Origin of the sequence: Streptomyces sp. NPDC006368, from assembly GCF_040612535.1 — a bacterium.
In the GTDB taxonomy this organism is placed as follows: Bacteria; Actinomycetota; Actinomycetes; order Streptomycetales; family Streptomycetaceae; genus Streptomyces.
Window position 1 is genome coordinate 22,777 of record NZ_JBEXQK010000004.1, and the last position, 23,578, is coordinate 46,354.

21 protein-coding genes and 2 pseudogenes are annotated in these 23,578 nt (G+C 70.9%); 11 read left to right on the forward strand and 12 right to left on the reverse strand.

The genetic code is table 11. The annotated features are described in order from the left end of the window. The first annotated feature begins 389 nt into the window (after positions 1 to 389). Positions 390 to 2,753: a hypothetical protein gene (locus tag ABZZ38_RS05160; RefSeq protein WP_356735910.1), complete on the forward strand. Its 2,364-nt coding sequence runs from the start codon at positions 390 to 392 to the stop codon at positions 2,751 to 2,753. Between the two features lie 106 nt (positions 2,754 to 2,859). Here the strand turns inward: ABZZ38_RS05160 and ABZZ38_RS05165 are convergent, their stop codons facing one another. The 3 genes from ABZZ38_RS05165 to ABZZ38_RS05175 all read right to left on the reverse strand — a co-directional run bounded on the left by ABZZ38_RS05165 (position 2,860) and on the right by ABZZ38_RS05175 (position 5,866). After that, positions 2,860 to 4,743, reverse strand: a complete 1,884-nt coding sequence (locus ABZZ38_RS05165; RefSeq protein WP_356736236.1) for an ABC transporter ATP-binding protein — start codon at positions 4,741 to 4,743, stop codon at positions 2,860 to 2,862. A 237-nt stretch (positions 4,744 to 4,980) separates the two neighbouring features. Continuing rightward, entirely contained in the window at positions 4,981 to 5,148 is a 168-nt protein-coding gene (locus ABZZ38_RS05170) for a hypothetical protein (RefSeq protein WP_356735912.1), read from the reverse strand. Between the two features lie 475 nt (positions 5,149 to 5,623). Further along, complete coding sequence (locus ABZZ38_RS05175; protein WP_356735914.1) at positions 5,624 to 5,866, reverse strand: hypothetical protein; 243 nt, start codon at positions 5,864 to 5,866, stop codon at positions 5,624 to 5,626. Between the two features lie 251 nt (positions 5,867 to 6,117). Between ABZZ38_RS05175 and ABZZ38_RS05180 the strand changes: the two genes are divergently transcribed. The 3 genes and pseudogenes from ABZZ38_RS05180 to ABZZ38_RS05190 form a co-directional block, all read left to right on the forward strand. Beyond that, positions 6,118 to 6,591: a hypothetical protein gene (locus ABZZ38_RS05180; RefSeq protein WP_356735916.1), complete on the forward strand. Its 474-nt coding sequence runs from the start codon at positions 6,118 to 6,120 to the stop codon at positions 6,589 to 6,591. Next, complete coding sequence (locus ABZZ38_RS05185; RefSeq protein ID WP_356735918.1) at positions 6,588 to 7,340, forward strand: cupin domain-containing protein; 753 nt, start codon at positions 6,588 to 6,590, stop codon at positions 7,338 to 7,340. The genes ABZZ38_RS05180 and ABZZ38_RS05185 overlap by 4 nt, the downstream gene beginning before the upstream one ends. Positions 7,341 to 7,352: 12 nt before the next feature. Then, positions 7,353 to 7,550 (forward strand): annotated as a pseudogene (locus ABZZ38_RS05190) (helix-turn-helix transcriptional regulator); the annotation flags it as partial. Positions 7,551 to 7,875: 325 nt separating this feature from the next. Here ABZZ38_RS05190 and ABZZ38_RS05195 read toward each other — a convergent pair. Then, a complete protein-coding gene (locus ABZZ38_RS05195; protein WP_356735920.1) occupies positions 7,876 to 8,688 on the reverse strand; it encodes a class E sortase in 813 nt (270 codons plus the stop codon). An 861-nt stretch (positions 8,689 to 9,549) separates the two neighbouring features. On the opposite strand from ABZZ38_RS05195, the gene ABZZ38_RS05200 reads away from it, so the two are divergent. Then, entirely contained in the window at positions 9,550 to 10,536 is a 987-nt protein-coding gene (locus ABZZ38_RS05200; protein WP_356735922.1) for a permease, read from the forward strand. Further along, complete coding sequence (locus ABZZ38_RS05205; protein ID WP_356735924.1) at positions 10,533 to 11,288, forward strand: TIGR03943 family protein; 756 nt, start codon at positions 10,533 to 10,535, stop codon at positions 11,286 to 11,288. The genes ABZZ38_RS05200 and ABZZ38_RS05205 overlap by 4 nt, the downstream gene beginning before the upstream one ends. Before the next feature lie 298 nt (positions 11,289 to 11,586). Here ABZZ38_RS05205 and ABZZ38_RS05210 read toward each other — a convergent pair whose 3' ends face one another. From ABZZ38_RS05210 to ABZZ38_RS05220, 3 genes are all read right to left on the reverse strand, one after another. Continuing rightward, positions 11,587 to 11,757: a hypothetical protein gene (locus ABZZ38_RS05210; RefSeq protein ID WP_356735926.1), complete on the reverse strand. Its 171-nt coding sequence runs from the start codon at positions 11,755 to 11,757 to the stop codon at positions 11,587 to 11,589. 358 nt (positions 11,758 to 12,115) lie between these two features. Further along, positions 12,116 to 12,721 (reverse strand): hypothetical protein, encoded by a 606-nt coding sequence (locus tag ABZZ38_RS05215; RefSeq protein WP_356735928.1) that lies wholly within the window; start codon positions 12,719 to 12,721, stop codon positions 12,116 to 12,118. A gap of 546 nt (positions 12,722 to 13,267) precedes the next feature. Beyond that, positions 13,268 to 14,098, reverse strand: coding sequence for a D-alanyl-D-alanine carboxypeptidase (locus ABZZ38_RS05220; RefSeq protein ID WP_356735930.1), 831 nt, complete (start codon positions 14,096 to 14,098; stop codon positions 13,268 to 13,270). Between the two features lie 487 nt (positions 14,099 to 14,585). On the opposite strand from ABZZ38_RS05220, the gene ABZZ38_RS05225 reads away from it, so the two are divergent. Then, positions 14,586 to 15,944 carry a serine hydrolase domain-containing protein gene (locus ABZZ38_RS05225; RefSeq protein WP_356735932.1) on the forward strand — a complete coding sequence of 453 codons (1,359 nt, stop codon included), beginning with the start codon at positions 14,586 to 14,588 and terminating at the stop codon, positions 15,942 to 15,944. 112 nt (positions 15,945 to 16,056) lie between these two features. Here the strand turns inward: ABZZ38_RS05225 and ABZZ38_RS05230 are convergent, their stop codons facing one another. After that, positions 16,057 to 16,875, reverse strand: coding sequence for an SGNH/GDSL hydrolase family protein (locus tag ABZZ38_RS05230; RefSeq protein ID WP_356735934.1), 819 nt, complete (start codon positions 16,873 to 16,875; stop codon positions 16,057 to 16,059). Then, positions 16,862 to 17,431 carry a PadR family transcriptional regulator gene (locus tag ABZZ38_RS05235; protein ID WP_356735936.1) on the reverse strand — a complete coding sequence of 190 codons (570 nt, stop codon included), beginning with the start codon at positions 17,429 to 17,431 and terminating at the stop codon, positions 16,862 to 16,864. The genes ABZZ38_RS05230 and ABZZ38_RS05235 overlap by 14 nt, the downstream gene beginning before the upstream one ends. Positions 17,432 to 17,518: 87 nt before the next feature. Between ABZZ38_RS05235 and ABZZ38_RS05240 the strand changes: the two genes are divergently transcribed. Then, positions 17,519 to 17,950, forward strand: coding sequence for a nuclear transport factor 2 family protein (locus tag ABZZ38_RS05240; RefSeq protein ID WP_356735938.1), 432 nt, complete (start codon positions 17,519 to 17,521; stop codon positions 17,948 to 17,950). A gap of 244 nt (positions 17,951 to 18,194) precedes the next feature. On the opposite strand, the gene ABZZ38_RS05245 is transcribed toward ABZZ38_RS05240, so the two are convergent. The 3 genes from ABZZ38_RS05245 to ABZZ38_RS05255 all read right to left on the reverse strand — a co-directional run bounded on the left by ABZZ38_RS05245 (position 18,195) and on the right by ABZZ38_RS05255 (position 21,156). Continuing rightward, complete coding sequence (locus tag ABZZ38_RS05245) at positions 18,195 to 18,785, reverse strand: tryptophan 2,3-dioxygenase family protein (protein ID WP_356735940.1); 591 nt, start codon at positions 18,783 to 18,785, stop codon at positions 18,195 to 18,197. 668 nt (positions 18,786 to 19,453) lie between these two features. Next, on the reverse strand, positions 19,454 to 19,834 hold the full coding sequence (locus tag ABZZ38_RS05250) for a chaplin (protein WP_356735942.1): 381 nt from the start codon (positions 19,832 to 19,834) through the stop codon (positions 19,454 to 19,456). Positions 19,835 to 20,703: 869 nt separating this feature from the next. Further along, positions 20,704 to 21,156, reverse strand: coding sequence for a DUF6234 family protein (locus ABZZ38_RS05255; protein WP_356735944.1), 453 nt, complete (start codon positions 21,154 to 21,156; stop codon positions 20,704 to 20,706). A 238-nt stretch (positions 21,157 to 21,394) separates the two neighbouring features. Between ABZZ38_RS05255 and ABZZ38_RS05260 the strand changes: the two genes are divergently transcribed. From ABZZ38_RS05260 to ABZZ38_RS05270, 3 genes and pseudogenes are all read left to right on the forward strand, one after another. Further along, positions 21,395 to 21,643 carry a hypothetical protein gene (locus ABZZ38_RS05260; protein ID WP_356736268.1) on the forward strand — a complete coding sequence of 83 codons (249 nt, stop codon included), beginning with the start codon at positions 21,395 to 21,397 and terminating at the stop codon, positions 21,641 to 21,643. Between the two features lie 19 nt (positions 21,644 to 21,662). Next, positions 21,663 to 21,837, forward strand: a pseudogene (locus ABZZ38_RS05265) (saccharopine dehydrogenase); the annotation flags it as partial. A gap of 354 nt (positions 21,838 to 22,191) precedes the next feature. Continuing rightward, the gene (locus ABZZ38_RS05270; protein WP_356735946.1) at positions 22,192 to 23,421 is read left to right on the forward strand and encodes a serine hydrolase domain-containing protein; all 1,230 of its coding nucleotides are present in this window, start codon (positions 22,192 to 22,194) and stop codon (positions 23,419 to 23,421) included. Positions 23,422 to 23,578: the final 157 nt, after the last annotated feature.

The window sequence follows — 23,578 nt, forward strand, 5'->3', positions numbered from 1 at the left end:
GCCGGCAGTACCGGCGCTCCGGCCCGCCGTCAGGAGGGGTGCCTCACCGACTCACGCGGCCAGTCTCCCCATTTCAAGATCGACCACGCAAGATTCGTCACCCTGCCGGATGACAGCTACCGGGAAAGTCCTTTTATCCACCGGCGCCGGCCTCCATGCGCCCCGCCGAATGGAGCCTTACGTAATGAGCACAGCTTTGTGGCTTTTCCTGGCATGCGTCTCAGCATGCTCGCCGGCGACCGCATGCTTGGGAGGACCGGCAGCGACTGGACTGGATCGTCGAAAAGGCCGGCATCGCCGAGGCGCCCACGTATCTGCAGATCGCCAGTGAACTCCACGAGGAGGGCCTGCTGGAGCGCGCCCTGACCGCCCGCTCCGAGGACGAGGCGGTGGAGACGCGCGGCGGGGACCGGGCGGCACTGCGCCACCACCTGCTCGACACCTGGATCGCCGCCCTCATCAGCGGACGCTTCCGGCCCGAACTGCCACTCGGCCAGGATGAGCGGCGGGCGGCCGTCCACTACCTGTCCGCGCTCGCGTGCGCCGGCCTGGCCTCGGACTCCTGCGAGGTGCACTTCACCGACGTCGTGGACGAGCAGAACCCCCTGCGGCCCCGCTACCCCGAGATCCTGGAGGAGCTGGTGCGAAGGGTCGAGGACAGCGGGCTGGACATCCGTCTCGCCGCACACTGGGGGGCGCGCATGGGGCTGGTGGAGGTCGGTGGTGACAAGGTCCGCTTCCAGCACAGCGTGATCCAGGCCCACCTCGGCGCCCGGTTCATGAATGCCGTGATCCATCCGGACGTCCCCGCCGACTACACGGAGGGACGCGTCTTCCCCGTGGCGCTGGAGAAGCCGGGCCGGGAATTGCTGATCGCCATGGTGCTCTACTCCCGTACGCCCGAGGGTTCATGCCGCTACGAGGAGGAGGCGCACGGCGAGGGGGAAGCAGTGGAGGCGCACGGCGGCGAGCCGTGGTGTCCCGTGTCCGCCGCGCGTGATCTTCTGGTACGGGCGGCCTGCAAGGCACAGATGGCGGCCAGGGAGGACGCACCCGATTCACCCGGCGGCCCGGAACCACATGGGCGGAGCCCGGAATTCCAAGGGGCTGCCCCGGACGCGCGGCGGCTGTTCGGTCGGACGCTGCACGCCAAGGCACTCGAGCTGTACGCCGCCGCCCTGGAGATCGACAGCGTGGACGCCGAACCGCAGCAGCACCTCATCGCCATGCGGCTGGCCACGGCGTGGCCGGACTTGCGCGCCCGTGATCCGCACACGCTGCGCGTGGCCAAGGGGCTGCTGGTCTCCCGTTTCGGTGACGCCATGCGCGGCGTCGCGCGGAGGCGCACGCTGGTCCCCGCGTACCTGGAACTGTTCGAGATCGCGCGCCTGGAGCCGTCGTACCCCATCCGCGTCGCCATCGCGCAGGAGATCGGCGCGGGTGGTGACAGCGCCTTCGCGGTGTTGCAGGCCCGGTTGCGCGGCCCGGAACTCGACCGGGACGAGCGGATGGAGCGCGACCCGGACTGGATGCTGGAGCTGTGGGGCGCACAGGAGCCGGAGGCGGAGGCGGACGCGCAGGAGGAGCACCGGGGACACCTTCGGGCGGAGGGCGACAGGGGGCACACCCCAGGGGAGTTGCGGGAACGCGAGCAACGGCGGCGCGAGGAGCGCCGACGGGAGGAGTCCGAACGTGAGGGGGAGGAACAGCAGTGGCGGGACAACACCATGTGCGCCTGGCTGGTCCCCCTACTCGTCGGCTCGGTCACGACACAGCGCCACCAGAACACGCCGTACGAGTTCCTGGAAGGCTGGGTACGCCGGGTCGGCGCGCCGGACGGGTCGGGCGCACCCGCACTCGACCTGACCGTGGAGGTCGCGCTCGCCCAGGGCTTCAAGTACGCGGCGAACCGCCGCCACCGGCATCCACATGCCCACGCGGAGGCCCGCGAGTACCTCAGCGGGCAGGCCTGGGACATGCTCAAGCGCACCCGGTTCTGGTTCAGCCGCCTCACCCTCCTGCACGCGCTGACGCTGTGGGATCTGCCCGACGGGGTCACGGTGACGCGCCCCGCACAGGGACAGGGTTCGGACCCCGCGGAACAGGTCCGTCAGTGGCTGGCCCTCCCGGATGGCAAGGAGCAGCACCCGTTCGTCGAGGAGGCCGCCCAGCTCTGCGTGTGGGCCTTGGAGACGGGGCAGCCGGAGCGGTTCCTCTGGATCGACGAATCGGGTGTCGCCGCTCACGTCGGTTCGCAGACGGCACCGCGGGGCGAGGCACGCAAGCACCAGTTGTGGATTCCGCCCTCCACCGGCTGGAGCACCCTGCACCCGCGCGCCCAGCAACTCCTCGCGGACGTGCTGCTGCTCCTCAACCTCGCCGAGCGGGGCGACTGGCCCAAGGACCGCCTCCGGCGCCTTCGGCACACGGCACGACCGGACCTGCCGCCGTGCCTGACCCGGGACCGCAGTCCGCTCGACCCGGGTCGTACGGTCGTCCGTACGGCCGGCTCCCAGGCCGGATCCAACTGTCGTGACGACTGCGCGTTCGAGCTGTGCCCCTACCCGCCCAAGGGGCTCGACGGTCACCGGGTCGAGCTGAGTGAGGCCTTCTGCCGGGCGCAGTCCTCCCTGCTGTCGCGGTCCTTCCTCCACCCTCAGGCCCCCTGGCAGCGACGCACGGACGTCGCCGAGCTGCGCCGGTTCTGGGAACGCATGGGGCAACGGGCGCAGGACAACACCCGCCCCCGCTGACGTCGTGGCGCAACGCCGGCCTCCGGTTGACGCAGGGGCGGATCCCCGCGGGCCCTGGCGGCGGGTGCCGCGGCCGGCGAGCGGCACGGCGCCGGGACGGCGGCCGCTACGCCGCCATCTCCGCCGCCTCGCCGGAGCGCTGCGCGAACTGGGTCCGGTACAGCTCCGCGTACCGTCCGCCGGCGGCCAGGAGCTCGTCGTGTGTTCCTCGTTCGACGATCCGGCCGGCTTCGAGGACCAGGATCTGGTCCGCGGCGCGCACCGTGGACAGCCGGTGGGCGATGACGATCGCCGTGCGGCCATCCAGGGCTTCCGTGAGTGCCTCCTGGACCGCGGCTTCCGAGGTGTTGTCGAGATGGGCTGTCGCCTCGTCGAGGATGACCACGCGCTGGCGGGCGAGGAGGAGGCGGGCGATGGTCATGCGCTGGCGCTCACCGCCGGACAGGCGGTAGCCGCGTTCGCCGACCACCGTGTCGAGGCCGTCAGGCAGGGTGCGCACCAGGTCGTCGAGGCGGGCGCGGCCAAGGGCGTCCCACAGGTCGTCCTCGGTCGCGGTGGGGCGCGCCAGCAGCAGGTTGGCCCGCACGGTGTCGTGGAAGAGGTGGCCGTCCTGGGTGACCATGCCGATGGTGCCGCGCAGCGAGTCCGCGCGCAGGTCGCGGACGTCGACGCCGGCGACGCGGACGGCGCCTCCGTCCACGTCGTACAGGCGGGGCAGCAGCTGAGCGATGGTCGACTTGCCCGCCCCGGAGGAACCCACCAGGGCGACGGTCTGCCCCGGCCGCGCCCGGAAGGAGACGCCGTGCAGGACCGCGGCGCCGTCCCGGGTGTCCAGTGAGGCCACCTCCTCGAGGCTGGCCAGGGAGACCTTGTTCGCGGAGGGGTAGGCGAACCGGACGTCGTCGAACTCGATCGCGACAGGGCCGTCGGGCACCGCGCGGGCGTCCGGATTGTCCTGGATGAGCGGCTTGAGGTCGAGTACCTCGAAGACGCGCTCGAAGCTGACCAGCGCGCTCATGACCTCCACGCGCGCCCCGGCGAGGGCCGTGAGCGGCGCGTAGAGGCGCGTCAGCAGCAGCGCCAGCGACACCACGGCGCCCGCTTCCAGCGTGCCGCGCAGGGCGAACCAGCCGCCCAGGCCGTAGACGAGGGCCAGGGCCAGGGCCGACACCAGGGTCAGCGCCGTGATGAAGGCCGACTGGGCGGTCGCCGTGCGTACCCCGATGTCGGCGACCCGGCGGGCGCGGGCGGCGAACTCGGCCGATTCCTCGTCCGGGCGGCCGAAGAGCTTGACCAGGGTGGCGCCGGGTGCCGAGAAACGCTCGGTCATGCGGGTGGCCATCGCCGCGTTGAGCGTCGCCGCCTCCCGCTGCATGCGTGCCATCCGGCTGCCCATGCGCCGGGCCGGCACCACGAACACCGGCAGGAGCACCAGCGCGAGCAGAGTGACCTGCCAGGACAGGGTGAGCATGACGGCGAGGGTCAGCACCAGTGTGACGATGTTGCTGACCACACCGGACAGGGTGTTGCTGAACGCCCGCTGAGCTCCGATGACGTCGTTGTTGAGACGACTGACGAGCGCGCCGGTGCGCGTACGGGTGAAGAACGCGACGGGCATGCGCTGCACGTGGTCGAAGACGGCTGTCCGCAGGTCGAGGATGAGCCCTTCACCGAGAGTCGCCGACAGCCGTCGACCGAGGATGCCCAGCGCCGCCTCGGCCAGCGCGATCAGGGCGATGATCAGGGCCAGGCGTACGACGGTGCCCGCGTCGCCACCCGAGACGATCGCGTCGACGACGCGCCCGGCCAGCACAGGAGTCGCGACGGCAAGCAGGGCGGTCGCCATCCCGAGCATGACGAACAACGCGATACGGCGGCGGTGGGGCCGGGCATACGCGCCGATGCGGCGGAGCGTTGCGCGGGCGAGGGGACGGCGTTCCTGCTGGGCGTTCATGACGCTGTGGAGCTGCGTCCACGCTGTGGTCTCCATGCTCATGGAGACGAACGTAGGACCTCAATCATCCTTGAGGTCAAGGTGCGGTGGGGCGCGCCGGCGCGTTCGTCGAGGCCGTCGGCGTCCGCCGATCGGGTCGGCGCGGTCGGCGCGGTCGGCGCGGTCGGCGCGGTCGGCGGAAGGGAACGGTCCCCGCCCGACTGAAGGGATCGTTCCAGCGAGCGCTGAGGGGCACTTGCAGGATCGCACGCCGAAATCGAGGTCCGAGGTGGGTCAGGAGGAACGCAGCACCGTGACGGCGTAGCGCAGTTGGGAGCGGCGCGGATGGTTACCGCGTGCCGGCTCGTCCAGTTCCGACCAGTACCGCCTCCGGCGCCGTGCCCGCTCCCGGGTGACCCGTCCGACGCGCAGTTCGACCAGGCGCCGCGAGACGCCGGTCACCCACGACACCCCGCGCGCGGGCGGCCACCGCCTCGCGGGCCAGGTCACGGTCGATGCGGCGGATGATCCCGGGCAGATGCCGGAACGCGACCGCGTGGAAGACGTGGCTCTTCTGGGCATCGGAGTTGGCGAGTTGTGCTTGGGACAAACGTTCCTGACCGCTCCAGGGCGAGGCGTCCGACATGAATTCGAGGTCGTTGGAGGCGCCCGTGCAGTCCCTGAGGAACTGCTTCCGGGCCGCTGCGAAACGGGCCGCAGGTCGAGGCCGGCCGTATCGCGGGCTTCTGCCAGAGCGAGGAAGCGGGCGTCGTGGGAGCCCAGGTCGTAGACCCGGGCGAGGTCGCGTGCCAGGTGTCGGGCGCCCGATCGGTCGAACGGCCGCCCACTCCGCTCCAGGTACCGGATGAACGTCTCAACCAGTTCCCGGGTTCGTGAGCCGTCCTTCACGGCCAGCCCCTTGGCGTACGTACTGTGGTCAGCGCGCGGTGCAGGAGGGGTAGGCGGAACCGCGGTAGCACAGGTGGTGGTCGAGCCTGGAGACGTTGAGCTCCGCCTCCTCACCGTCGGCCGTGCGTACGGTGAGCGTGTGGATGTAGCCGAGGCCGGTGTACGCGGCGTCCTTGTCGATGACACGCCCGGCCGGCCCCTCGTCGTAGCCGCACGCGCTGACGAGGGCGAGGAGGGCCACCGCGACGGCGATGCCGGTGAGACGCTTCATCAGGTGGTCCCCCGTCAGTGCCGCCCGATGGGATCCTGCTCTGTGGTTACCCTTCGCAGGGCCGGCCAAGCCCCGAGCCCTTGCCGGCCAGGTGCCCGCCGCCCGCCGGTTCCGGCAAGGGCCTCCGCCCGGACGGGCCGCCCGCCTGGCGGTGACCGGCCGGATCTCGCGGGAGACGGGGAGCATGTACAGCCGGCGCCTTGCCGGGCGGTTCATGATGGGCACCGGATCGTACGAGTGAGGAGTGCCGCGTGGCCCGGCCGAGGTTGGTGCGAAGGCAGCGCATCGAGCCTGAGATCGACTTCTACGGGCTGTGTCTCCAGGACGCTGACCTGTCCAGGGTGCCGGAGCCGTATCCGGGCGCCCGGGTCAGCGAGGACTTCCTGCACCCGCACGCGGGGAGGGTGGACATCGAGAGCGCGGGCCATACGCACACAGCGGTGATGACCGCGGAGGTATGGGACAACGAACCGCCGGCCGACACCAGCCAGACGTGGGAAGCACAGGACGAGGCCGGGATACGGTGCGAATCCGGCTCGCTTCAGATCTGGGGCGTCTCCTGTGGCCCCATCCCCGACGAGATCGAGCTCGGAGACCCGGGCAGGCAGTGGAAAGTGCGGGTGTACTGCACGGGCCGGGAGGAGGTGGTCCGCGTCATCGATGACAAGGGGACCGCTGCGGGCGTCGAACGGTACCTCGTGCAATTCTGGCCGCGCGAGCCATGACCGGGCCACGGAACCGTCGCCGCCTCACCGTGCGGACAGGCGAGACCGCTCAGTGTGAAGTGGTTCCGACGCTGCTGACCCAGACACGCAGAGGGGCGGCTTCCGGCCCCGGCGCGCTCTGCTCCGAGCAGTTCTCCACCTCATCCAGGTCCGCCCATGCCACGACTCCGGGCCGGTTGTCCGTCAGGAGGCCCGCGACAAGTGGCTCAAGGCCAGCGGCGGGCACATACGCGCCGCGGAACGTCCGCCTGTCCGCCGGGGATGTCGCCTTCCTGCCGAGGGGAAGCATCCACGGAATGAGCGACACACCGGACCGCCCCTTGGAAGGCCTGCCCGCGGCCCTCTTGGGGACGGACGCACTCGTCGGCAGGGTCAGCCGCCACGCGTTCCCGGATGCGGGGCCGGCCGTCGACGACACGTTCCTGCTGTGCGGCGCCTACCGGCTCGAGCGCGACGCCATGCATCCCTTTCTTCGGGGCCTGCCGGATTTCGTACACATATCGGCGCGTCCGGGTCGGCACACCGAACTCAGCGCGGCGGTCGATCTGCTGAGCGCCGACACCATCGAGGACCGTCCCGGGGCGGACGCCGCCTTGCCGGCCCTTCTCGATCTTGTGTTGTTGTACGCCCTGAGGGTCTGGCTGGAGGCGCAGTGCCCGCAGGAGTCCGGCGGGTGGTGTGCCGCGCTCAAGGACCCTGCCGTCGGTGCGGCACTGGACCGTCTGCACCGCGACCCCGCCCACTCCTGAAGCGTCCGCGAACTCGCGGAGAGTGTCGGGCTGTCACGCACGACCTTCGCGGGTCGCTTCACCGCCCATGTCGGCCAGTCTCCCATCGCCTACCTCACGTGGTGGCGCATGACCACGGCCTCACGTCTGCTGCGTGAGACCGACGCGCCGATCGCCTCGGTCGCCCGTCGGGTCGGCTACACCTCCGAATACGCTTTCGCCCACGCCTGAGAACGCGAGTACGGCACGCCGCCGGGATCGTTCCGACGGGCCGCCCGCGAGGCACCCACTCCTCAGGACAGCACTCATCCCGGTCATCGGGCTGGTGAGGAGGCGCGGGCTCTGGGGTGACCGTGTGGGAGCGCCGCGGCCGGAGGGAGCGCACGTCGCGACGGATGGCGGCTCCGCCGGGGCGGCGTGGAGGAAACGCGAGCGGTGGATCGCCGTCACACCGGGGCAGGAGGGCAGAGCCCTGTCCCGACCGCGCGCGCCGGGGATCCCGTCGACCGTGCGTGCCGTCCGGAAGCGTGGGCGCGCAGGACGTTCACGCCAGGTTCTAGGAGGCGTTCGGTGCGTCGGCCCCGGGCCTTGAGGAGACCAGGACGCCGACCTTGTCGATGCGGTGCTCCGGGTTGCCGCGGTCATCGCGCCAGAAGTTGCCGGCGGCGTTGTCCTCGGGAGTCGCGCAGGTGGAGACCGTGATCATCGCCTTGGTGGGCTTCTTCCCGGGCTCGCCCGGGACTGCGGCCCGCTGCTCGGCCAGGGACCGCGCCGAGCGGAAGGAGGTCTTCCTGGTCTCCGTGATCCGGTACTCGTGGACCACGCCGCCTGCCGTGACGAAGACGGAGTCGCCGGTGTCCAGGGACGGAAGATCGCGCAGCGGCCCGCCCGCGGAGAGCCGGTGCGCCGTGACCAGGTAGTTTCCGATCTCGCCGGGGCCTACACCACCCTTGTCGCCGTACGGGCTGGCGGCGAAGCCCTTGTTCTGGATCCGCGTGCCGGGCCAGTCGTCGGTGGTGCCCTCGTACGGGACGACGCGCAGGTCCTCCAGGCCGAGCTCCGGGATGGCGAGCAGGGCGGCCCGGGTGCGCCCGTCGCTCTTCGAGGGCGAGGGTTCGGGCGACGGCGCGACGGCAATGGCGGGCGCGGCGGTCGAAGCCATGGTGGCGCCCGGGGTCGGAGCAGCCGGCGACACGCCGATCGAGGTGGTCGCCGTCGGGGTGGTCGCCGTGTTCGCGGAGGAGACCTCGACGGGGGCGACGGCAGGCCTGCCGTCGTCGCTCGCCGCGTCGGCTCCGGTGGAGCAGCCGACCAGCGCGACGATGACAGCGGCGGCGAGCGCGGCTGGGACGGTTCGGTGACTCAGCATGGCATTCCGGATTGAGGGCCAGGCGGTCGCACCACGGCGGGGGACTGCGCCTATCGGGCAAATGGACGGTAGTCGATCGAATGTATCCATAACAGGGTTCCCGCGCGTGAGGTCCGCCATCCCCAAGAGCAGGGTCGCGCACACAATGCCACCGGGACAGCACACATGGTTAGGACGGTCTCCTGGCGAAAGCGGGCGGACAGGGCCCGACGCGGGCGCGGGCCCAGCCTCTCGGCTGCGGGCACGCGGATGGCGTCCTGACCGGTAACCACCTGACCTGGCAGGTCCGGCAGCGGTCCGCCATCGCGCCCCTCCTGACGGACGCGACTGCCACCCCGCCCGAACCGGCACAGCCCCGTACCACCCGGGTCAGGACACCACGGGTCCCAGGGGCGTACGCGCCCGCTGATCCCCGTCGCCGAACCCACCGGGGGCGGGCTCATCCCGGCTCCGCCGCTACGGCGGAGGCCTCGGCGGCGACGTCGTACAAGCCCGGGCTGGACGTGACAGGTGTGTCTGCTGTCCTCGCGCGCGGCTCGGGTGCGTTCCTGGAGCTCGGTGTCCATGGTGGCGGCCTCGCACGCCTCCCGGCTTTCCCAGTGGGACACGTTGACGAGCTGGAACCGGGTCTCCGCCGACCGGGGCCGGTGGAGCCGGGAGTCGAGAAGGCCGGGCTTGCAGGCTGGCTGCTGCTGGGCGGGCGGCTCCTACTGCTGTCCCCACCATGAACGTCCACCAAGGCGTCGAGGTCGTCCAAACCGTCGTCGGCGCCAAGGCGAAGGCCGAGCAGGAAACGGGAACAGTGCGTGGTGGACGCCCGCGCAGATGAAGTGATTGTCATCGCCGCTAAGGTGTGGCCCCATGAACCGAGCCGCACCCGCGCGGGAGCGCCCGCCCGGCCCGATACCGATGTCCGTCGCCGTCCTCGGGGCCGTATCGCTGCTGCTGATCGCCGCGTTCGCGCTGCCCGTGCTGAACCAGCCGGGTTTCCGGGCATGGCAGACCGTCTGTGTGGCGCTCACCGTGCAGGCGCTGCCCTTCCTTCTGTTCGGCACCATCATCTCCGGGGCCGTCAACGCCTTCGTGCCGGCACGGGTGTTCAGGAGGGCACTCCCCCGCAAACCCGCGCTCGCCGTCCCCGTGGCGAGCGCCGCCGGTGTGGTACTGCCCGGCTGCGAGTGCGCCTCCGTACCGGTCGCGGGGAGCCTGATCCGGCGCGGGGTCACCCCGGCCGCGGCGTTCGCGTTCCTGCTCTCCGCTCCGGCGGTCAACCCCGTCGTGCTGGTCTCGACCGCCGTCGCCTTCCCCGGGCGGCCGGAGATGGTCGCCGCCCGGCTGGTCGCATCGCTTGCCACGGCGGCCACCATGGGCTGGCTGTGGCTGAAGTGGGGCCGGGCCGAGTGGCTGAAGATGCCCGCGCGGCACACCGGGCACCGGGCCGGGCACAGCCGGTGGGAGGAGTTCCGGGTGGGGTTCCAGCACGACTTCCTGCACGCGGGCGGCTTCCTCGTCGTCGGCGCCATGGCCGCGGCCACCTTCAACGTGCTCGTACCGCGCTCGGTCCTGGACGTCTTCGCCGACTCCCCCTGGCTGTCGGTACTGTTCCTCGCCGTGCTCGCCATCGTGCTCGCCGTCTGCTCGGAGGCCGACGCCTTCGTCGCCGCGTCGCTCACCGGCTTCTCCCCCACCGCGCGGCTGACGTTCATGGTGGTGGGCCCGATGGTCGACGTGAAGTTGATCGCCCTGCAGGCCGGAACCTTCGGACGGGCCTTCGCGGTGCGCTTCTCGGCGGCGACCGCGGTGGTCGCCGTGGCCTGCGCGGGCCTGACCGGGTGGTGGCTGCTGTGAGACGGCACATCCAGGCGGTCCTGCTCCTGCTCACCGGCTCCGCCGTCCTGCACATCTCGCTGCTGAGCCAGATCTATCTGCGGTACGTGAAGGAAGGGTTGCGGCCCTTCCTGATCGCGTCCGGCGTCCTGCTGGCCGTCCTGGGCGTCGTCAGCGCCGTACGCGACGGCCTTCCCTTCGCAGCCCGGCGGCCGGAGAGCGAGGACGTGGACGACGGACATGGGCACGGGCACGACGGTGGCCCGCGCGTCGCCTGGGTGCTTTTCCTGCCCGTCCTCGCCCTTCTGCTGTACGCCCCGCCCGCACTCGGCTCGTACACGGCTGCGCGCGAGACGGACAACGCGGTCGCCCAGGTGTCGCAGTTCGCCCCGCTCCCGGACGCCGACCCGGCGCCGCTCGCCCTGTCGGGCTTCATCGCGCGGGTTCAGCAGGACCGCGAGCGGAGCCTGTCCGGGCGTACGGTCCTCATGACCGGGTTCGTCACGCCCGCGCAGGACGGCACCGGCACCTGGTACCTCAGCCGGCTCGTCGTCAGCTGTTGTGCGGCCGACTCCCGGTCGCTGCGCGTCCGCGTGTACGGCAGGCCCGCGCCCCCCGCCGACACCTGGGTGGCCGTGACGGGCACGTGGCACCCTGGCGACGGCGGCGGGCTCGGGACGGCGAGGGCCGCGGTGGCGGTCGACGCCCGGACGGTGGAGCGTGTGCCCGTGCCGGTCAACCCGTACCAGGACACCGCGCCTTCGGTGCCCTGAAGGCTGGGCCCAGTCGGCCGGCGCCGGCGCTCTGTGGCGGCGTGGTCGGCCGGGTCGGCCGGGTCGGCGACCGGTCGACGCGGGGGTCGTCTCGATGGGCGGGGAAGCCGCGTCGGGGGCGTCTTCAGTGCCGGTGGGGAAAGGGGTGCGGCGCGGCTTCCCGGTGGGGAGCCGCGCCGCCAGGGCGTTCGGCGGTTTCGGAGCCCTACGGCGCCCAGCGCGGCCGTATCACGGCCTGCCCGTTGGGCCGATGCGTCTCGTGACCGCCTCACCGGCCCCGCCGTCGGAAAGGCGCCGGCTAGTGCACGCCCGGAACCAGTCCGACCACCGGCGCCACCGGGGCGACGAGCTGCCGGAGTTCGCCCAGACGCTGCACCCCGCTCAGACCGCCGAACTGCTCGGTCACCTTGGGCACGCTGGAGCGGTGTTCCGGAGCGACGGCGATGGCGATGGCGGAGAGGCTGTCCACCTGGCTGAGGAGAGACGGTCCCTGAGCCCCGCGATTGATGGGCACGATGGCTGCTTCCGCGACAGGGGCGGTCACTGCGGAAGCCCCGGCGGCAACGGCGAGTGCGGCAAGAACACGCTGAGTCTTGGTCATACCGGGAGCAACGCCCCACGTCTCCTCAGGACACGGTTGCACGCACGACAGCCGCGAAGCCGTCGCCATCCCGCACCCCGCGTGGTGGTCGTGCGGTGACCAGCGCCGGGTGGCCGTCTGACGCGACGCCCCACCCGACGCGGCTGACCGACTCCACATCCCCGTGGGCGAGAGCGGGGGAACCAGCACAGGGCGTCCGGCAGGCCCCCGTTCTCGTACCCGCGTCTCACCTGTCCAGGAGGTACGTCCTCCAGCGGGCGCGTGCCTCTTCGACAGTCGTGCCCAGACCGGTGGCCATCGTCTCCCACGAGGTCTCATCGTCAACGTCCAGGCCGTACGCCGCCCGGTGACCGACACCATGAGCCAGGCGCTCCAGCCTGGCAGCCGCCTTCATGGCCGCGAGGGGGGCGTCGTCGGCCAGGCGGCCCAGGGTGTCGGTCAGGAGGGCAAGTTGGTCATCGAGCCCCTCGGGCAGGGGCACGGTGCGTGCCTCGACCCGGGCGAGGTGGCTGGTCCACTCCTCGCGCAGTGCGTGCACATCGACGTCATCGCGCAGGTTCTCGGTGCGGTCCCAGTCGAGAGCGAGACGCCCGGTGCCGCGCCAGCCGCAGGCACAGGCGGCACACAGCGTGTCGGCGCGGGGGGCGCCCAGTGTGCCGTCGTAGATCCACCACTCGTCACTACTGGGTACGTGCCCGGAGCTGCCGACGGCGAAGAAGACCGGCTTGGGCTCGCAGCCGTCGGCGAGCAAGGCCCGGACCCGGCCCTGGTGAGCTCGGCCGAAGTCCTCGCTGTGCCAGCGCTGACCGTCCTCGTACCACTCCATGTCCATGGTCGCCCTCCCCGATCCAGGCAGGCAGTGCCCTCCCACGGCCCGTCACCCAAGCCGCGCAGGACGAGGATGCCGGAGCAGGCACGGCCACGCGGGCCGATCGACGAAAAGAACCCGAAGGAGAACAGTTTCACGAAGCAAGAGGCCTCCCAGGAGGCCTGCGAGACCACAACCGCGCTTGCCACCGCCGTCCAGCCGTTCCGCCGTTCTGTCGTTCCGCCACTCCGCCGTCCGAATGTCAGTGCCTCCCGGCCGTCCTCCGCGACCGCAATGAGCGCGCCACCGCATTCCGAACGGTACGGCGAGGGCTATGAGGCCCTCGTCGGGATGCCGCGGTCCTGCCTGGTGCAGAGGCGCTCGTGCGCACCGCTTCGCGCGAGCTCCGCAGGCAAGCCCCAGCGACCCGCTTCACGTCGTGGCCCGTTGGGCGTTCGGGCCGAAGTCCCGCTCGGAGCCGCACCCGGTGTCGCGCGGGAGGACGGTCATTTCCTCTCCGGTCCGCTGCAAGGCGGCCAGTGGTCCGGCCGGCTGCTGCAGTCGCGTGGGCTACTTTCTGAATCCGTGGTCCAGGAGCTTGGTCGCATCCGCGTTGCGATTGGCCTCCGAAGAGGAGGCCAGGACGGTGCCGATCAGTGTTTTGCCGCCCCGGGTGGCGGCGAAGAGCAGGCAGTACTTCGCCTCGGGGCCGGAGCCGGTCTTGACGCCGATGGTCCCCTTGTACGAGCTGAGCAGTCTGTTGGTGTTGGTCCATGACATGTCGCGGTAGCCGCCGCTTTTCGTCGTGACCCTCTGTTTGGTCGACTTCGTCTTCACGATGGCGCGGAATGTCGGGTTCTTCATGGCCCGGCTCGCGAGCTTGCTCAGATCGCGCGGTGTCGAGTAGTTCTTTCCGTTGCCGATGCCGTCGAAGGAGTCGAAGTGGGTGTTCTTCAGCCCCAGGCTGGTGGCTGCGGCGTTCATCTTCCCGACGAAGGACTGCACGCGGGCTGCCCGGGTGGAGCCGGTGCCGTAGGTGTCGGCCAGCGCGTACGCGGCGTCGCACCCGGAGGGAAGCAGCAACCCGTACAGCAGTTGGCGAACGGTCACTTTGTCGCCCACGATCAACCTTGCCGACGATGCCGTCTTGGCCACGATGTAGTCGCTGTACGCCATCTGGATGGTGACCTTCGCATCCAGGTTGAGGTTTTTCTGTGCGAGGACGACCTGAGCTGTCATGATCTTGGCCGTCGACCCGGTGGGAAGACGGCTGTCGGCACCCTTCCCGTACAAGGCCGCCCCTGTGCCGGCGTTCATCAGAAAGCCGCCCTTGGCGGTGATCGAGGGTTCCCGCACCGGGGCTGCCTGGGCCGGGGCGAGGGTCGCCCCGATCGCCGGCATGGCCCAGATGGTGACGCATACCGCCGCCAGGCGGCTGAGGTTCCTACGGTTCAAAGTCAACACTCCCGCACATGCAGCCGCGGCGCCGCTGCCCGAAAAAGACCGCTACCCGCATGACACACCAGTCGGCCGCAAGGATGCGCATCGCCCGCCGGAAGCCTTCGAACGAGTGACAACGGGGGAAGAACGGACAACCGGTTGAAGGCGCGCGCCCCCCGCGCGCCGCAGCGGACCGGCGTCACCGGCCGACGCAGCCCAGCCGGCCGTGAGGACGCGCGGTCTGCGGGCCCGGCCCCGGGCGGGACGAAGCGTCCTGCCACTGGTCGCGCCACGCCTCCCCTTCGCACATCACGGCCCTCCACGCATCTGACAAAAGTCATGTGTTCTTGTGCGGTCAATCGGTCCGTAGGTGGAGGCAGCGGCCCCCGCGGCCCGGTGACGATGGGTCAGCACATACCAGTGCGCCATCGACCACGCAGGAAGGCCCATGGACCTCACCCCCCGCCCCGCCCCCTCCGCGTTCCGCCGCGGCATACGCCTCACCGCGCTCACCTCGAGCGCCGTCCTGCTCTCACTGGCCGCCGGCACACTGCCGGCGCACGCCGCGCCCACGGCTGGCACGGCTGCCACGGCTCCCGCGGCAACCGCGAGGATCGCCGCCGAGAAGCCGGTCGCGGGTCACGGCCTCGACCGCGGGGCGCTGCGCACCTCGCTCGAAGCGATGCGTCAGGCCGGCATGTACGGCACCTACTCGGCCGTCCGTGACGGCTCCGCATCCTGGCGGGGCGCCACGGGAGTGGCGGACATCGACACCAAGCGCAAGGTACGACCCGACTTCGAGCACCGGGTCGGCAGCATCACGAAGACCTTCACCTCCGTGGCCGTGCTGCAGCAGGTCGCCCAGGGCCGCCTCGAACTGGACGCGCCGATCGGCCGTTACCTGCCCGAGCTGATACCGGGCGAGCGCGGCCGCTCCATCACCGTCCGGATGCTGCTCAACCACACCAGTGGTCTCGGTGACCATGTCCTCGGCGCCTTCCCCGGCCTCGTGGAGAACCCGGCCAAGGCCCTCGACGCGCGTCGCTTCCACCGCTTCACCCCCGAGGAGCTCGTACGCCTCGGGCTGGCGGCACCCCCCGCGGCGCCGCGTGGCACGCACGCGTACTCCAACACCAACTACGTCATCGCGGGCCTGCTGCTGCGTGAGGTCACCGGCCAGGAGCCGGAGGAGTACATCACCCGGCACGTCATCCGCAAGGCCGGGCTGCGGCGCACCTACTTCCCGCGCACCCCCTTCCTGACCGGACCGCACGCGAAGATGTACGAGTCGATGTACGGCCTGATAGAGCCGGTCCGCGACTACAGCGTCTACGACATGTCATGGTGCGGCGTCGCCGGTTCCCTGGTGTCGACCGTCGAGGACCTGAACTCCTTCTATCGTCAGCTCCTCAGCGGCCGGCTGCTCGGTCCCGCCGAACTCGGCGCCATGAAGACCACCGTCCCCGGGTACGAGCCGCCGGCGGGTGAGGAGGCCCGTCTGCGCTACGGCCTCGGCCTCTACACGCTGAAGATGCCCGACGGCCGGTGGTACTGGGGCCACGACGGAGCCGTCTTCGGCGCCGGCACCTGGGCGCTGTCCACCGAGGACGGCCGGCGACAGGTCGCGATCGGCTACAACCTCATGAAGTACCAGCGCTTCGACGACCAGGGAGCCCTGAAGCCCCACCCCATAGACGAGGCGATGCTTCGCCACGTGGCCGTGGCCCTCGGCGCCACGGGCGCGGACACCCGTGCCATGGCCCCGGTGCCCAGGACGGTGATGGCGCGCCCGGCCGGGCGGGGGTGAGCCGCCGGAGGCCCATGAGGCTTGTCGCCCGGGCCTCCCAACGCTCGCCGTGGCAACGTCTGCCCGTGATGCTGCTCCCGGCGTTCCGACCGTCGGCTTCGCGGGGGTCGGTTTACGGCGATTCCCGCGGGCCGCTCCCTGCCGGGCCGAGAGGCGCGGTATTCAGAGGCAGTAGGTGCGAGCGCTTCGCGGTGCGGCCGTCTCCTGAGGACTGGTTTCGTAGACGGCGTACGAGCCAGGGGCCGAGGAAGGCGGCCGCCCAGCGCAGTTCGGCTGCCACGGCGTGCCGGCCGGCGGGGAGGGTCCGTGGTGGCAGCGGGAGCGTCCAGGTGTCGTCGCTTCCGGGCAGGCCAATGGCGTGGGCGATGGCTGCGGCGATCCGTTCGTGGCCAAGGGGGCCGGCGTGGAGTCGGTCCGGGCTCCACAGTCGTGGGTCGCCGGTGACGGCGTGACGGGCGGTGTCGGCGACCGTGACGCCGTGACGGGCCGCCGCGGCGCGGATGCGGTCGTTGAGGTCGGCGACGCGCGATGTGAGTGGCCGGGCGAGCGGGGTGATCTTTCCGACGTCGGGGAAGGTGAGCGTCACGACGTGGGCCCCGGCGGTCGTGAGCGCGGCGAACATGTCTTCCAGGTGGCCGGCTACCTCCTCGGCGTTGAACCGGGGCCGGAGCAGGTCATTGACCCCGGCGACGACGGTGGCCAGGTCGGGGCGGAGGGCCAGGGCGGGTGCCAGTTGTTCCCTGCGGACCTGGGCGCTGACGCGTCCTCGTACGGCCAGATTCGCGTACCGGAAGGAAGGGGTGATGGCCGCGAGGTGCTCGGCGAGCCGGTCGGCGAAGCCCCGCAGGCCGATGGTGTCGTCACCGTCGCCGAGTCCTTCGGTCTGGCTGTCACCCAGGGCCACGTAGCGCAGGTACTCACCGCTGGGCATGAGTCGCCCGCCTCTCGCGCAGGACGGCCGCGGTCCGCAGGCACCATGTCCGGTGGTCCCGTTCGAAGGCCAGGCCGCGCAGGCAGGTCAGGTACGGCCCGATCCGCTCGCCTCGGCGCAGGAACTCCTCCTCGTCCACGTCACCGCGCGTCCGTCGCAGCAGGTTGCTGAAGAGCTCGATCCTGGCTTCGGCGGCGGATGCCCGCTCTTCGAGCTGCTCGATCACCGGCGCCGTACCGATGCGGTCGACGGCTTGGACCTTGACGAGCAGGTCATCGCGGATGAATGAGGGCTTCGACACGGCTGCGGCGAAGTTCTCCAGTTCGGCAAGGCCGGCGTCGGTGACCCGGAACAGCCGTTTGTTGGGGCGGGCCTCCTGGACCACCTCCCGGCCCGAGATCAGCCCTTCCTTCTCCAGCTTGGTCAGCTCGGCGTACAGCTGCTGGGGCAGGGCGTGCCAGAAGTTGGCGACGCCGACGTCGAAGGCCTTGGCCAACTGGTATCCGCTGTACTCGCCGTCCAGCAGCGACGCCAGCACCGCATGTCGCAAGGGCATCGACATGGCCCCCTTCCCCTGGTTGGTCGGTAGACGCATCATACTCAAGAAACTGACTAGTCACTTTCTTGAGTATCGGGAGGAACCATGGAGACCGCGGAACGTTTCAGCTCGGCCGTGCTCAAGCGTGATCTCACCGCGCTGGAGGACCTGTTCACCGAGGACATCCGCCTCTACAGCCCGGTGAAGTTCACCCCCTTCGAGGGGAAGCCCATGGTGGTGGGACTCTTCGGCGTCCTGCTGCGCACCTTCGAGGACTTCCGCCATGTCGGACGCTTCAAGGGCGCGGCCGAGACAGGCAGCGACGGCGAGGAGGCTCCGTCGGCGATCCTCCTCTTCCGGGCGACCGTCCGTGGCAAACACATCCACGGCATCGACCTGCTCCAGTTCGACCAGACGAACAGGATCAAGGAGTTCACCGTGATGGTCCGTCCATGGTCGGCAGTGCGGGCCTTGGGCGATGCCGTACTCGCCGGCCTGGTCGCCGACCGCCTCGTCCCTGAGCCAAACGGCCGCTAGACGCCGTGTCCCGCGTACTCCGCCGCCAGGCTGACCCCGTCGGGACGATCCCTGCGCCGCCGGCACGCTCGACGTCTCGCCGCGTCGGCCTCAGTGCCTCCGCGCGCAAACGTGGTGGCCTGGCTGCTCCAGGCCACCGTCCCGTTGTGTCCCCTGGCCCGTTGCCAGCCCCCAGATCCGGACGGCTCCCTTTACACGGGTGCGGCTGCTCAGCCGCGCTTGACCGAGAGGCCACTGGAGGTTGTCAGATTCGGGAACGCAGGTAGGCCAGCCCGGCTGTGCCGCCGGTGCCGGGGGCGTCACCGATCATCCTCTCCACCAGTGCCAGATGCCGCCTCTTCCAGGTGGTGGCCGCGGAGCGCAGGTCTGTCAGCGCGGCGCTCACTTCGGGCCTGTCTGCCTGGGACGAGGGCACGCCGCAGTGCGGTTCACTCATCTGCCCGAACAACTGGGCGAACTGCGACGACTGACCGGCGCTGGCGTCCCCCAGGAGGGGACGGAAGGCGGCGAAACTCTCCGCCGTCAGGGTGTCGAGGAGGCCCAGCAGTCCCTCCAACTGACCGAACAAGGCCGTCACCCGGCGCAGCGACACCACGGGCCAGTCGGCGTCGGCCTCGTCCTCGGCTCGCCGGCCGGCTCTTCTCAGCTCGACCAGCGCATGGCCGAGCAGGACTTCCGCTGCCTGATGCACCGTGATGAACAGGTGCTCATCCACCCACTGGGTGCCCTGCGGCGAAGGGGTGCGCGGATGCTGCAAAGCCAACAGCTCCGACAGGCACAGATAACTCGCGTAGGCACTGCGCTGCGGCGCTCGATCGAAGTCTGTGGGGGGCATGTGCCTCGGGGGGTGAGTCGGGAGTCGGGTGTGAGGGGCTCACTCCCACACCAGCGCCCATCGCGGTACCCCGCAAGTCGTGCGGGTCCCACCGTGTCACCCCGCTCCCCGGAACGTGGCGGTGTCGACGCCGACCTCCGCGACCGGGCGGGGAGGACCAGAGCGGGGCGAGCGTGTCCGGCCATCCGAGCGGTGGTGAACCGGACGCCCGTCCGCCGCTTGGCCGGAGCCGCTCTCGGTGAGACGGTGGGCGCTTTGCCGGGCTGCGTCCGGCCTCAACCGCGTGGCGCCGCCGACCGCGCGCTACCGAGGCGGTTCTTCTCGTGCAGCGCCATGATGTCGTTTCGGCCGGCGCAGGGGCCTTGTTGTCGGAGAGGTCAGATCCTGCGGCTGCGGGGCGTACCCCCGCAAGCGCGGTGGAGATGACCGGGGCCGGGATGCCGGGCCGGCCCGGAGCAGGGGGGGCAGGAGCCCCATGGGGCGACCCTGCCCCCGGCCGCGCCGTCGTCGTACCGCGCAGAGCGCAGGCCACGCGTGTGGACTACGGAAACGATGCCGGGCTCGGTTGTCACCGAGTGGCCGTACCGCGACCCCTTCGCGGTCCGGCCTCGCCGCTGGAGGCCCCCATCGGCTTCGGTGGCACCTCGGTCGCGGCGTCGGCTGCGCTGTCAGCGCTCGTCGCCGTACCCACCGGGCTCGTTGTCGCCCTGCTTGGCATTGTCGCCGTGCTTGCCCTTCTCGCCGTGCTTGCCGTCGTCGCTGTGCTTGCCGTCGTCGGCCTGCTTGGCGTCACCGTTCTTCTTCCAGTCACCGCCGTTGATGCAGGTGTTGCCGAACGCCGGGTTCAGCAGGCCAACGAGGTTGACCGTGTTACCGCAGACGTTGATCGGAATGTGGATCGGCACCTGAACGATGTTGCCGGACAGGACGCCCGGGGAGCCGACCGCCGCGGCGTCGGCCTTGGCGTCCGCGCCGGCCATACCGGCACCGCCCATGAGGACGGAACCGGCGGTGGCGGCAACAACGACCGCCCTGTTCATACGCGACATAGTGATCTCCCTGAAGGCAGGAACGTGCCGCGGGAACCCGCGGCCTGGACTGCACCGACAACACCGCACGCCCGCCCGGGGTCACGCACATACGGCCAACCCGGTGACCGCCGCCCGGGGGATGTCCACCACGTCGGGCCCCGTGGGGGCACCGAGGCAATCGGGCCGGTACCCCGTCGAGCAGGCTCTGTGGCCGGCCGTGCCGCAAGCGACTCTCGGACGCCACCGCCAGGCCGGGGGCCGCCTCGGCGTCCACCCGGACGAACGCGTTGACCAGCTGCTGTACGGCTTCGAACGGGTCGAGCACCGCGCGGGTCACCTCGACAGGCGAGGAGTCACCCCGCGTATGGCCCGCCAGCAGCCGGCGGGCCGCCGTCAGGTCGCTCAGCAGCGTCGGCTCGGTCATGCGACGACTGATGTCACCCTTCGCCCGCGCATACGCGTACCCCGCGGGCCGTCGACCCGCACGACGGCATCCCGGTCGGGTGCGGGGGCGGCCGGGGGACACCGGCCAGGATGGGCGCAGAGCCGCCCGCAGCCGGGCGATCTCACGGTCGACCACCTGGTCGAGGGCGCCTGAGCGGCCGGCCCTCGCTGCCGTGCGCCGCCGGGTGTGGCGGATCTTCGATCGTCGGCCACGAACACGCAGGTCAGAGCGGGGACGCGCCAGGGCCGGAAGTGGCGCCATACTGCCGCAACACCAATGTGCGGACTGTCGTCGACGATCTGCTGGGCGGGCCCCGGCCGCATCCGAAGCGACACGCGATCAGGACCTGTCTCGCCGGTCCCGACGGCCGTGAGCCCCGGCTGACGCGCTGGAAGTGCCCGGACCGGCCGCCTGAACAGCCGGCCGGTGCGGGGCAGCGTGGTCATCCGCCGTACTTCGTGCACTCGCTGTTGTCGCCGCCACTACGGCATCCCGGCGCACCCCCACTCGGTGCGGGGACGGGCCGGTCGCGCTCGTCCTCATGGCTCTGCAGCGCGCCTCCGCCGAAGACGACAGAAGCGACGACCATGGCCATGACGCCTTGGCTCACGACCGTCACCACGGCCCCGGCACGGAAGGCGATCACGGCGGCGGTGACTGTCACCACCCCCACTCCACCGGCCGCGGGCAGGTAGCGCCACAACGACACCGGCTCCATGGTCCGGGCCGGGTCAAGGTCGAAATGGTCCAGGAACGGCCAGACGACCAGGATCGCCACCAATGCGGCCACCTCGACGAACACCAGCGCGCACGAGGCCCCCACATCGGCACCCCGTTCCGCACGGGGCTTGACCGAGGCGTCGAAGGCCGCAGGCGGGCCGGGCACGTTGCTCATGCCCACCACCCTGCGGGTGCGCGCGGCGAGGGGCATGAGTACGGATACTCACCCGCAACCGGGCTCGGCGCCTTGACGGACATGCCCGGGCTGCCACCGGGGCCTCACCCGTCCCACAGCGCATGACCCGCACCAGAGCCGCGCGGCCGTTTATGCCCCGGGTATGGGCGAAATCGCGATTGGGTGTCGAAAGGACGTCACGGCATTGCTTCGGGCCTGATCGTCGAGTTGACCAGGCATGCGGACCACTGACTACGCGGTGCTGGACGGCGCCTGGCTCGAGACCGATGGACCACCGTGCCCACATTGCGCCAGCCTGCGCGCCGGGAGCGGCGCCGGGGAACAGCCGGCGGGAGAAGCGCTCACGGCGCGGCAGCGCGCGTCGGAGGCGTTCACCGGTGGGAGCGCGGGACGGGTCCGGGCGGTCATGCTCTGCGGGTGCGTGGTCACCGTCGTCGTGTCGCTGCTGCTCACCTACGGCCGCTGAGGAGCGGCCCGCTCCGGGAGCGGCCGGTGCGCGGCGCCGCGCGACAGCGTCCGGCCGTGACATCTACGCCGTCACGGCTCCCATCGTCGTGGAGGCCGCCGCGCGGATCCTCGGCGGCCGGGGTCCACGGGGTCGGGGTGGGCGCCGCCGGAGAAGTCTTCGACGCCGCGGACTTCCTGCGGGCGCTCGACCCTGCCACCTGGCCTTCACCGCGCCTGCCGACCGGCCGGCCGGCGGGAAGTGAGCGTGTCCCACCGCTCTGTGAGCCCGCGCAGCGGAGGACGAGCCGGCGAGGGCGTCGGCCGCGCACCGACAGCCCCTTGCCGTTGCGCAGTGACCATCCGAGACGACGAAGGCGGCCACGCGCTGATCGCCACCGCGACAACAGCAGCCATCGTCATCCGACTCCGCACGCGATCGACCCCCACAAGGCCCAACCCAGCGCCCAGCACCCTGCACCCCAACGGTCAACCCTTTAGTGCGCGTTCGGCGTCTCTCCCACCGCAGGGGGCACGACCGGTCCCCTCGATGACCTGGAGGGCACACCTATGAAACAGCGGGCTGCGCGTACCCCCTTACTCGTCCTGGCGCTGGCCGCAGCCGTGGGAGCGGCCACGCTCACCCCCACCGCCCACGCGGCGCAGTCGGAGCGCGGACACGAAGCGACCCGGACCGCGCTGCATGACCTGGTCGAGAAAGGCGGACTTCCCGGGGTGGCCGCCAAGGTCCAGAACGGCAAGGGGAGGTGGTTCGGCGAGACGGGTCACGCGGACACCGCCACGGGCCGCGAGCGTTCGCCCGGCGACCACTTCCGCGGGGCCAGCATCACCAAGACGTTCATCGCGACCGTACTGCTCCAATTGGAGGCCGAGGGGAGGCTGAGCCTGGACGACACCGTCGAGACATGGCTGCCCGGCTTGGTGCAGGGCAACGGATACGACGGCAGCGAGATCACTCTGCGGCAGCTCCTCAACCACACCAGCGGCATCGCCAACTACACCGACGATCGCGCGTTCCGGCACAACGCCGCGGGCCCGGGCTTCCCGGAGCACCGGTACGACACCCATACGCCCGAGGAACTCGTGGCGATCGCGCTCAGGTACCCGCCGCAGCCCGATCCGGAGAGGGTGCCGTTGTACTCGAACACCAACTTCGTGATCGCCGGGATGGTCATCGAGAGGGCGACGGGCCGTTCGTACGAGCAGGAGGTCACCCGTCGCATCATCAAGCCGTTGAGGTTGCGGGGGACGTCGTTTCCCGGCACCGCGCCCCGGATGCCGAAACCGCACCCCGTCGCCTACTCCCGGCTCCACCAGGATGCCCCCGACGCCACCATCCATGACGCCACCGAGCAGAACATGACCTGGCTGGGCGCGGCCGGTGACATCATCTCCACCAGCGGTGACCTCAACCGCTTCCACCGCGCCCTGATGCGGGGCGAGTTGCTGCCCTCCACGCAGATGAAGGCAATGCTCGACGAGGTGCCGGCGGGCGACGGGCTCGGGTACGGGCTCGGGGTCGAGTTCGCGGAGCTGTCCTGCGGCGTGAAGGTGGTGGGCAAGGGCGGCCGTACGAACGGCTCCATGTCCGCGATGGTGGGCACAAAGGACGGCAAGCACCAGCTGACGTTCAACGTCAACGGTGACTGGCTGCAGGATGGATCGCTCTACGCCAACGTGATCGAGGCGGAGTTCTGCGGCAGGATCCCGGCCCCGGCCGGCAAGCCGACGCCGCCGACGGGGCAGCTCCCCGACTCCCTCGCCGCCTTCGCTCACTAGACACCCGACGAGCTCGCGCACCAGGTCACGTGAGGCTTGTTTCCCCCACCCCATCCCAGCCTTCCCACACGGGGGGCGGGGTGGGGGAAACAAGCCGCACGTGACCTGGGCCGGTGCTTCGCGCGGTCTCATCCCGGCCCCCGGGTCCGGCGTAGCG

Coding starts and splice junctions, on each gene's coding strand:
- ABZZ38_RS05245 (WP_356735940.1), bottom strand. CDS start 18,785: ATGCCCCCCACAGACTTCGATCGAGCGCCGCAGCGCAGTGCCTACGCG.
- ABZZ38_RS05200 (WP_356735922.1), top strand. CDS start 9,550: ATGAACCGAGCCGCACCCGCGCGGGAGCGCCCGCCCGGCCCGATACCG.
- ABZZ38_RS05260 (WP_356736268.1), top strand. CDS start 21,395: ATGCGGACCACTGACTACGCGGTGCTGGACGGCGCCTGGCTCGAGACC.
- ABZZ38_RS05175 (WP_356735914.1), bottom strand. CDS start 5,866: ATGAAGCGTCTCACCGGCATCGCCGTCGCGGTGGCCCTCCTCGCCCTC.
- ABZZ38_RS05240 (WP_356735938.1), top strand. CDS start 17,519: ATGGAGACCGCGGAACGTTTCAGCTCGGCCGTGCTCAAGCGTGATCTC.
- ABZZ38_RS05215 (WP_356735928.1), bottom strand. CDS start 12,721: ATGGACATGGAGTGGTACGAGGACGGTCAGCGCTGGCACAGCGAGGAC.
- ABZZ38_RS05230 (WP_356735934.1), bottom strand. CDS start 16,875: ATGCCCAGCGGTGAGTACCTGCGCTACGTGGCCCTGGGTGACAGCCAG.
- ABZZ38_RS05235 (WP_356735936.1), bottom strand. CDS start 17,431: ATGCCCTTGCGACATGCGGTGCTGGCGTCGCTGCTGGACGGCGAGTAC.
- ABZZ38_RS05250 (WP_356735942.1), bottom strand. CDS start 19,834: ATGTCGCGTATGAACAGGGCGGTCGTTGTTGCCGCCACCGCCGGTTCC.
- ABZZ38_RS05270 (WP_356735946.1), top strand. CDS start 22,192: ATGAAACAGCGGGCTGCGCGTACCCCCTTACTCGTCCTGGCGCTGGCC.
- ABZZ38_RS05225 (WP_356735932.1), top strand. CDS start 14,586: ATGGACCTCACCCCCCGCCCCGCCCCCTCCGCGTTCCGCCGCGGCATA.
- ABZZ38_RS05185 (WP_356735918.1), top strand. CDS start 6,588: ATGACCGGGCCACGGAACCGTCGCCGCCTCACCGTGCGGACAGGCGAG.
- ABZZ38_RS05255 (WP_356735944.1), bottom strand. CDS start 21,156: ATGAGCAACGTGCCCGGCCCGCCTGCGGCCTTCGACGCCTCGGTCAAG.
- ABZZ38_RS05195 (WP_356735920.1), bottom strand. CDS start 8,688: ATGCTGAGTCACCGAACCGTCCCAGCCGCGCTCGCCGCCGCTGTCATC.
- ABZZ38_RS05165 (WP_356736236.1), bottom strand. CDS start 4,743: ATGGAGACCACAGCGTGGACGCAGCTCCACAGCGTCATGAACGCCCAG.
- ABZZ38_RS05220 (WP_356735930.1), bottom strand. CDS start 14,098: ATGCCGGCGATCGGGGCGACCCTCGCCCCGGCCCAGGCAGCCCCGGTG.